Source organism: Rhodococcus sp. (in: high G+C Gram-positive bacteria) (assembly GCF_049286785.1).
In the GTDB taxonomy this organism is placed as follows: Bacteria; Actinomycetota; Actinomycetes; order Mycobacteriales; family Mycobacteriaceae; genus Rhodococcus_F.
In genome coordinates, this window is sequence record NZ_JBAQEO010000405.1 from 1 (window position 1) to 7,684 (window position 7,684).

Annotated in this window: 8 protein-coding genes and 2 pseudogenes; 3 read left to right on the plus strand and 7 right to left on the minus strand. The window is 66.3% G+C overall.

All coding sequences use genetic code 11. The annotated features are described in order from the left end of the window. Positions 1 to 681, minus strand: a 681-nt coding sequence (locus WAW17_RS15200; protein WP_422333782.1) for an SDR family NAD(P)-dependent oxidoreductase, incomplete at its 3' end; no start/stop codon positions are given. A 91-nt stretch (positions 682 to 772) separates the two neighbouring features. Here WAW17_RS15200 and WAW17_RS15205 point away from each other — a divergent pair. Continuing rightward, positions 773 to 1,672 carry an NAD-dependent epimerase/dehydratase family protein gene (locus WAW17_RS15205; protein ID WP_422333783.1) on the plus strand — a complete coding sequence of 300 codons (900 nt, stop codon included), beginning with the start codon at positions 773 to 775 and terminating at the stop codon, positions 1,670 to 1,672. Between the two features lie 34 nt (positions 1,673 to 1,706). Here the strand turns inward: WAW17_RS15205 and WAW17_RS15210 are convergent, their stop codons facing one another. The 3 genes and pseudogenes from WAW17_RS15210 to WAW17_RS15220 all read right to left on the minus strand — a co-directional run bounded on the left by WAW17_RS15210 (position 1,707) and on the right by WAW17_RS15220 (position 3,479). Next, a complete protein-coding gene (locus WAW17_RS15210; RefSeq protein ID WP_422333784.1) occupies positions 1,707 to 1,910 on the minus strand; it encodes an SDR family oxidoreductase in 204 nt (67 codons plus the stop codon). Between the two features lie 13 nt (positions 1,911 to 1,923). Beyond that, positions 1,924 to 2,088: pseudogene (locus tag WAW17_RS15215) on the minus strand (SDR family NAD(P)-dependent oxidoreductase); the annotation flags it as partial. Beyond that, the gene (locus tag WAW17_RS15220) at positions 2,085 to 3,479 is read right to left on the minus strand and encodes a phosphotransferase family protein (protein ID WP_422333785.1); all 1,395 of its coding nucleotides are present in this window, start codon (positions 3,477 to 3,479) and stop codon (positions 2,085 to 2,087) included. The gene WAW17_RS15220 and the pseudogene WAW17_RS15215, both read right to left, overlap by 4 nt. Before the next feature lie 116 nt (positions 3,480 to 3,595). Here WAW17_RS15220 and WAW17_RS15225 point away from each other — a divergent pair, with 116 nt between their 5' ends. Together WAW17_RS15225 and WAW17_RS15230 are read left to right on the plus strand one after the other, a co-directional pair. Then, complete coding sequence (locus WAW17_RS15225) at positions 3,596 to 4,675, plus strand: DUF7065 domain-containing protein (RefSeq protein WP_422333786.1); 1,080 nt, start codon at positions 3,596 to 3,598, stop codon at positions 4,673 to 4,675. Between the two features lie 19 nt (positions 4,676 to 4,694). Next, positions 4,695 to 6,224, plus strand: a complete 1,530-nt coding sequence (locus WAW17_RS15230; protein WP_422333787.1) for a class I adenylate-forming enzyme family protein — start codon at positions 4,695 to 4,697, stop codon at positions 6,222 to 6,224. A 1-nt stretch (position 6,225) separates the two neighbouring features. On the opposite strand, the gene WAW17_RS15235 is transcribed toward WAW17_RS15230, so the two are convergent. The 3 genes and pseudogenes from WAW17_RS15235 to WAW17_RS15245 form a co-directional block, all read right to left on the minus strand. After that, complete coding sequence (locus tag WAW17_RS15235; protein WP_422333788.1) at positions 6,226 to 6,936, minus strand: SDR family NAD(P)-dependent oxidoreductase; 711 nt, start codon at positions 6,934 to 6,936, stop codon at positions 6,226 to 6,228. Between the two features lie 271 nt (positions 6,937 to 7,207). After that, entirely contained in the window at positions 7,208 to 7,483 is a 276-nt protein-coding gene (locus tag WAW17_RS15240) for a hypothetical protein (RefSeq protein WP_422333789.1), read from the minus strand. A gap of 10 nt (positions 7,484 to 7,493) precedes the next feature. Further along, a pseudogene (locus tag WAW17_RS15245) lies at positions 7,494 to 7,544 on the minus strand (hypothetical protein); the annotation flags it as partial. Between the last annotated feature and the right edge of the window lie 140 nt (positions 7,545 to 7,684).

The following is a 7,684-nucleotide window of genomic DNA, read 5'->3' on the forward strand; positions in this document are numbered from 1 at the left end:
CCTCCCGCACCGTGACCGCGCGGGCACCGAGGGCGCGCGCCGTCTCCGCGAACCCGGGCCGCCGTGCTCGCGGCCCGCGTCCACCGCCGGACGCACGATCTGCCCGCTGCGAATGATGCCGACGAGCATTGCGACCACACGGACCCCATCGGGGCCGAACTCGTTGGCCAGTGCCTTGGTCAGGCTCAGGCCCGCCGCCCGCAGCGGGGAGCTCGGCATGCCACCCCCGGCGCCCGAGGCACGCGCGCCCGTGCTGAGCACGTTGAGGATGACGCCCTTCGATTCCTTCAGGTGCGGCATCGCCGCGCGGCTCGCGCGCACTGTAGCGAGGAACTTCAGATCGAAATCGTCGTGCCAGGTGTCGTCGGTGATTTCTTCGAACGCGCCGCCGCTGTGCACACCGGCGGAGTTGACCACGCCGTCGAGCCGGCCCCACTGGGCGTGTGTCAGTTCGACGAGACCCTCGAGGTCGGCGGCTACCGTGACATCCGCTTGCACTCCCACCGCCGATCCGCCGCCGAGCGCGCGCGGGGACCCCACTGCGTCGTCGAGACGCTCGGCGTTACGCCCGCAGATCGTCACGTCGGCGCCCTCGGTCACCAGAGACGAAGCCGTCGCGAAGCCGAGACCGTCCGATCCGCCTGTGACGAGGAAGGCTTTGCCTTTCAGGCCGAGATCCATATTGTCTCCCGCATTCGCCGCTACTTAGTAAACTATGTGATCTGGGTTATAACACAGTGTACGGGATTGACGACAGTCCACGGAGGACATCATGAAGGTTCTGATCTATGGCGCGGGCGGCTTCCTCGGCTCCGCGCTCGTCCGGCGTTTCGTCGCAGGTGGGCACACCGTGCACGGCCTGGTCCGCACCGAAGCCGCCGCTGCCGTACTCCGCGAGGCCGGTGCCGAGCCCGTTCTCGGCGACCTGCTCGCCGACCCCGACGGCACCGTCGCACACGCGCGCGACGCAGACGTCGTCGTATACGCCGCGCAACTACTACTCGAACCCGAGCGGAAGACCGTCGAGGCCCTGATCGACACCCTCGCAGAATCGGGAAAGACGCTGATCTTCACCTCCGGCACCGGAGTGCTCTCGCAGCGCACCGACGGAGAGTGGAGCGAAGACACGTTCAGCGAGGACGACGAGTTCGTCCGATCCAAGTACATCGGTGCCCGCGTCGACACCGAGAACCTCGTGCGCGCAGCTGGCGCACGTGGTGTTCGCGGCATCGTCGTGCGGCCCTCGATGATCTGGGGCCACGGCCGCTCCCCCATGCTCGATGGTTTCCGCACGTCGATCGAGAAGACCGGCGCGGTCTGTTACATCGGTCGAGGCCTGAATCTGTACTCGAACGTGCACGTCGACGATGTTGCCGAGACTTACCACCTCGCGGCGGAGAAGGCACCGACCGGCGCGCTTTACCACGCGGTGTCGGGCGAAACGAATTTCCGCACCATCGCCGAGGCCCTCGCACGACGGCACGGTGTCGCAGCCCGGAGTATCGATCTCGCCGAGGGCGTGGAGATCTGGGGTACCTTCGCCGCACTGATCGTGTTCTCGACCTGCAGTCGTACCCGCGCACCCCGCGCCCGGCGCGAACTCGGCTGGCAGGCCCACCCCGACCGGCTCGATGTGCTGTCCGAGATCGACCTGCCGGTGGACGCGACCTGACAGCCGTGGTGTCGACGGGGCCCGCCGGCGGCGGTCAGTGACGTCCGCCGGCGACCACGAGCGTCTCCCCGGTGATGTAGGAGGACTCGCCGGACAGCAGGAACCGCACGACCGACGCGATCTCCTCCGGTGCTGCGCCGCGCCCCAGCGGGATGGTCTCGACCATCGCGGCCCGCTGCTCTGCAGTGACCGTCTGCGACTGCCAGGTCGGTGACGTCCACCTGCACCGCGACGGCATCGCCACCGCGGTCGCGAATGCCGGCGACCGTAGCCTCCGCCTCGCCGGCCCGGGAACGGTATCCCACCACTACGCGGGCGCCGACGTCGGCGAGATTCCCACAGATGGCACGACCGATACCCCGGGCGCCACCCGTGACGACAGCAATCTTCCCCTCGAATCCCGTTGCAGGACTCACCGTTCGAGCGAATCGAAATGCCGGTCGGCAAGTACCCCCATCGCCGGACGCAGGGCCTGCGTCTCCCCGGCCACCTGACGCAGGAGCGTAGCCACCGTGGTCTCGATCGGTACTGTCCCCGCGAGGCACCGCTTCACCAGCTTGGCGGTGCCGGCCGCAACGGACGACGGCCGGAATTCGAGCACCGCTTCGAGATCGTCGAGATCGCGCTGTTCGATCGGCTTCGACACGGACTCCGCTTCACGCAGGTACTTGAGGATTCTGGCCAGGCCCTTGCTGCGCTGGATCACGAACGGATCCTCGCTGCGGGGCACGATGATCTGCCGGATCTGTTCGAGCGCCGCGCCGTACAGCCAGTCCCGCTCGCCCGGCACCGCCGGCACCGGTTCGACTTCGGCGGCCTCCACACCCACGACATCCGCGAGCGCTTCGAGGAGAAGCCTCCGGTGCAGCAACCCGTACACGAGACCATTGCCGACCTCGCCCAGCAGATCGGGTTCCGCACGCTTGCGGTGCCCCAGGATCACGATGCGCAGCTCGGCGAGCACCCGGTAGTAGCGGACCCGGTCGAGATCGATGTCCGCGCCGGCCGCACGGGCATAGTCGTCGAACCGCTCCAGGAGATTGGTGAAGGGTTCCTGCACCGCGCGGACCGAAACCCACGCGAGATCGTCGTGCGGGTCGCCGAGGTGTCCCAGCTCGAGGTCGAGGACGGCGGTGACCTTGCCGTCCTCGTAGAGGAAGTTGCCCGGCCCGGTGTCGCCCTGCACGATCACCACGGGTCCGGACACGTCCGGCACGTGGCCGCGCACCCAGTCGAGCCCGAGATCGATCGGCGGATCGCTGGTCCCCGAGTCGCGATAGACCTTCTCCCACGCATCGATCTCGCGGTGGACGAGCACGCGCAGATCCGCGTCGGGGTCCTGGTCCGGCAACCCGAGCCGGTGCGGATCCACACGATGCATCTCGCCGAGGATGCGCATGAAATCCGATGCGACGGAGATTCGCTGGTCCTCGTCGTGCAGCCGGGAGAACCACGCCTGCCCGGACACGAGTTCGGACAGGATCGCCTGTTCGACCGGATGCACACCCACGATGCTCGGGACGGGTACCGCCGTGCCATCGAACGCCCGGAAGAACGCCGCCTCACGATGCAGGGTGAAATCGTCACCCTTCTCCTGAGGGTCGAGACGGTCGTAGCGCAGGAACAGCGGGCGAACTACGCCGTCCGCGCCGCGCACCTCCACCACCCACGCTTCGCGCCGGCCGCCGCCCGGGCGGCGGTCGGCCGAGATCACGGTGCCGTTCGCCGCGTCGCCGACCCAGTCCGTGAGCTCGGACGAAAGACCATTCGCTCCGAGCTCGGTCGTACTCTCTGTCGCAGTCGCCATCACTTCGTCCTGCCCTCGAGCGGTCACGTACACCGCAGCCGCCGGATATGATACAGATCACTTATATCACTTAGTTCTCTTTCGACAAGTTCTACGACCGCCCTCGGAGCATGCACATGACCTCGAATACCGTCACCGACGCACCATTCCTCCCCGAAGACGACGCTTACCACCGCCTCAGCGACGACACCCACGAAACCGAAACGACGTGGTGGTCGTTCAACGTGCCCGAACGTCGGATCGGCGGGTGGCTCCACGCCGCGCATCTGCCCAACCAGGGCACCGTCACCTGGCGCGTGTTCGCGTGGGATCCGCGCGGAGCCGATCCGGGCCGCCTCGCGTACTTCCGCAACTCCGGGCCGGTTCCGATGATCGAGAATCCAGACCTGCGCGACATCACCTTCCCCGCCGGTGGCTTCAGCGTCAAAGCGCTGAAACCGACCATGGACTACCACATCGCCTACTCTGACCCGGCCGCAAAGTTCGCGATCGAGTTCGAACACCGCAGCGTGCATCCACCTCAGCGGTTCACACCCGGTGAGGCGCCCGCGATGTTCAACCCGCACTTCGATCAGCTCGGCCACCTCACCGGCGAACTCGTCCTCGACGGCGAGCGCATCGAGATCGACTGCCACTCGGTCCGGGACCGCACGTGGGGCCCGCGCGGCGGCGCTCACCTGCAAAGCCGTAAACCCGAACACGTGCGTGGCGAATACACGGTTCGTGAACCGGGTGGACCTTCGTGGCGGCAGGTCGAACGGCAGCGCGGCCGCGGCCGCATCCAGTACATCTTCGGCCACGCCGGCGCCGAGATCGGCTTCCTCAGCTTCGTTCGCCCCCAGGACGGCGACGCCGCAGGATTCTCTCCGCTCAACGTAGGGTGGCTCCTGAAGGACGGACGGTTCGAGCGCCTCGACAAGACCCGTAGCCGCATGCGCAACTACCGCGATCCCCGTACCGGTTGGAGCGCCCACATGGAGGTTCAACTCGTCGACGTCGCCGGTCGCACCATGGACGCCGAGGGCTTCGCCGTCAGCCACATGTGCGAACACGGCACCGGTGCCAACGCGCTCATGCGCTGGGAATTCGACGGGAAGATCGGCTGGGGCGAAGACCAGGACGGCTGGAAGCCCGACCATTTCGCCGAGCTCATGCGAGCCCTGCGCGACACGGGCCGAACAGGGCACGCACACTAGCAAGGGAAGAGAACCGGAAATGTCTATATCGCCCCTCGCCGCCATGGCAACCGATCCCGCCTCGGTACTGCCCGTTCAATTACGCGCGCGCGCCCGAACGGAACCCGACCGGCCGTTTCTGTTGGAGGTTACGGGCGGCAGTGCCACCTACGGTGCGACATGGGCCGGCGTCTGCAACTGGGCCGAGCATCTGAGAAATCTCGGAGTTGGGCCCGGCTCCCGTGTCGCGACCTTGTTGCCACCTTCGATCGATGCGGCGATGATCTGGATCGCACTCGGTTGCATGGGTGCGGTGGAGGTACCGGTCAATCCCGACCTCAAGGGTGCGTTCCTCGAGCATGTCCTCGACGATGCAGCGCCGATACTGTGTCTGGCACGACCCGAATTCGTCAACCGCATTCGAGACACCCGCCCCGTCTTGAAGGTTCGTGCCATCGAGCGTGGCGCGTGGGAACACCTGGAGACAGCCACCACCGAGCCGCACCCGCTGCCTTCGCCGGGCGACATCGCGTGCGTCATCTACACCTCCGGTAGTACGGGACCGGCAAAGGGAGTGGTGCTGGATTGGGCGCAGTTCGCCACCACCATCGACCGGATTCCGCTCGGCCCGGACGACGTGACCTACGACTGCCACCCGATGTTTCATGTGACCGGAAGAAGTCCCCTGGTCACCATGTGCAGCACCGGCGGCACAGTCGTACTGCGCGAGAAGTTTTCAGCCAAGGCCACGATGGATGACGTGCGTGCGTTCGGCTGCACCACAGGGACTTTCCATGGCGCTCTGCTGCTGGCCTTGCCGCCGCGAGCCGACGATGCCGACAACCCGCTCGAGGCCGTGTTCGCCGGACACAATGTCGCCCTCGCGGCAGAGTTCGCAGAACGATTCGCCGTGAAGTGCTACGACCTCTACGGGTCCACTGAAGTCGGGTTCCCTCTGGTCCTGAGCGACCCACCGGACCTCGAGCACACCTGGTGCGGACGCGTGCGCGACGGCTATCGGGCACAGGTGGTGGACGAGAACGGACAGCCCGTCGCCGACGGCGTACCGGGAGAGCTCTGGATTCGGCCCGACGACCGCCGCATGATCATGATCGGCTACCTCAACCAACCGGAGGCGACGGCACGGGCACTGGACGGCGGTTGGTACCACACCGGCGATATCGTCATCCGGCATCCCGACGGCAACTTCGAATTTCTGCATCGCGCCGGCGACACCATCCGCCGGATGGGCGAGAACATCTCAACCACAGCCGTCGAAGCAGTAATAGACGAGCACCCGCAGCTTTCCGGGTGCGCGGTGCTCGGCGTGCCCGACCCTGTTGCAGGACAAGAGGTCCTGATCGCAGCCGAGGTCGTCGAGAACTCCCCACTGGACGAACCGGCACTCTACGAGTGGCTCACGAGCCGGTTACCCAAACACGCATTGCCGAAATACCTCACCCTGAGCGACGCACTACCGCGCACACCCACCAACAAGGTCCTCAAGACCGGGCTCCTCGCCACCATCGACCTGACCGAAGTATGGAGCCCACCGAACCGGCGGAACTGACTCAGCCGATGGGGAAGTCCCCCAGGTTCCACGTGCCCTCGGTCCCCCGCGACCACCCCGACGCAGCCCACGTGCCACCGTCGACGGGCAGGGTTGCGCCCGTGATGTACGAGGCGTGAGGTGAGCACAGGAATGCGACGGCCGCACCGCATTCGGAGATGTGGCCCTCGCGCGCCAGCGGAATGTACCGGTCCACCGCGTCCTGACTGTCGGGCTCGCGGACGAGGAATGCAGCTTCGTCGATCGGACCCGTTCGCTGCCCGTGGTTGCCGGGTGTCACGGTCTGATCGGGCGTGATCGCATTGACGCGGATGCCGTCCGTAGCAAGGGGGACCGTGGCCGAGGTCGCGGCGAGCATGCTGACGAGATTGATGTCGATGTGTCGCCGCCAGCTGCGTTCGCTCTGGTCGACGAACGCGCCGCCGCGGACACCGCCGGCGTTGTTGACCAGGATGTCGAGGCGACCGAATTCGCTGTCCGCGCGCTCGACGGCACTTCGCACCTGGTCGGTGTCCATGACGTCGGTCTGCACCGCCAGTACCTTGCGGTCGCGCTCACGAATCAGCTCGGCGGTCTGTTCTGCGCGCTGTGGATCGATTTCGGCGAGGACGATGTCCGCTCCTGCCTCGGCGAGCGACAGCGCAATCCCCCGCCCGATACCGCCGCCGCCACCCGTCACCAGCGCAACCTGCCCTGTCAGATCGACCGTCATACCAACCATGTGCGACTCTTCCCTTCCAACAGGCCGCGCCGCCTACCGGTTTTCGGCGTGCGGCGCAGGCTCCGTGCATCTATGTCATTCGGTGATCGTCAGGTCGCGAAGGTGAACGTCACGGTAAAGTGCACCAACGCCATGGAACCCGATTTTCCGTTCTTCTGCTCGAGTGACAACAGACGGCGAACATCCGGCGTCACCCCGATCGCCTCGCATCCGGCTCGGTTTGGGGGAAGATCGAAGACCCTCGAAAGATCGTCCCAGAACATCACCGTCGACTGAAATGTCGGCGGTACCGGTGCAGCGCCCGGCTGTACTCGTGTGCCGAATCGGCGAACAGCGTTGCGCGAGCAAGACGGGCACATCGAGGTTCGAAAGCGACCTGAGCTTCCAGGAGATCGGCACCAGTCGCCGACTGCATCTGCAGGTAGAGGCCGACGTTGCGTGCAGCCACGCTCAGGTCGGGCATCTGCGCTTGCGGGCCCTCCGTGAGCGCCCGGGAGAACGGTGAGCAGACCTTCGCTCTCGAGGATGCGGAATGCACCACCGAGAGTCGGGCGCGAGACTCCGAACTCTTCGGTCAGAATCTTCACCGGTGGAAGCATCTCGCCGGGTGCAATTTCGCCTCGGTCGCTCACCAGATTTCGTGATGCTCCGTGCTCACCGCAGTGACTCCGGACCCGTGGGATCTGGACTCGTGGACTCTGGACTCGTGCCCGGCGATGCCTGATCGCCCAAGACCGGT

What these genes read in the sequence shown, in the direction of transcription:
- WAW17_RS15205 (WP_422333783.1), top strand. Translation starts at nt 773, where the DNA reads ATGAAGGTTCTGATCTATGGCGCGGGCGGCTTCCTCGGCTCCGCGCTC.
- WAW17_RS15210 (WP_422333784.1), bottom strand. Translation starts at nt 1,910, where the DNA reads ATGCCGTCGCGGTGCAGGTGGACGTCACCGACCTGGCAGTCGCAGACG.
- WAW17_RS15220 (WP_422333785.1), bottom strand. Translation starts at nt 3,479, where the DNA reads ATGGCGACTGCGACAGAGAGTACGACCGAGCTCGGAGCGAATGGTCTT.
- WAW17_RS15225 (WP_422333786.1), top strand. Translation starts at nt 3,596, where the DNA reads ATGACCTCGAATACCGTCACCGACGCACCATTCCTCCCCGAAGACGAC.
- WAW17_RS15230 (WP_422333787.1), top strand. Translation starts at nt 4,695, where the DNA reads ATGTCTATATCGCCCCTCGCCGCCATGGCAACCGATCCCGCCTCGGTA.
- WAW17_RS15235 (WP_422333788.1), bottom strand. Translation starts at nt 6,936, where the DNA reads ATGACGGTCGATCTGACAGGGCAGGTTGCGCTGGTGACGGGTGGCGGC.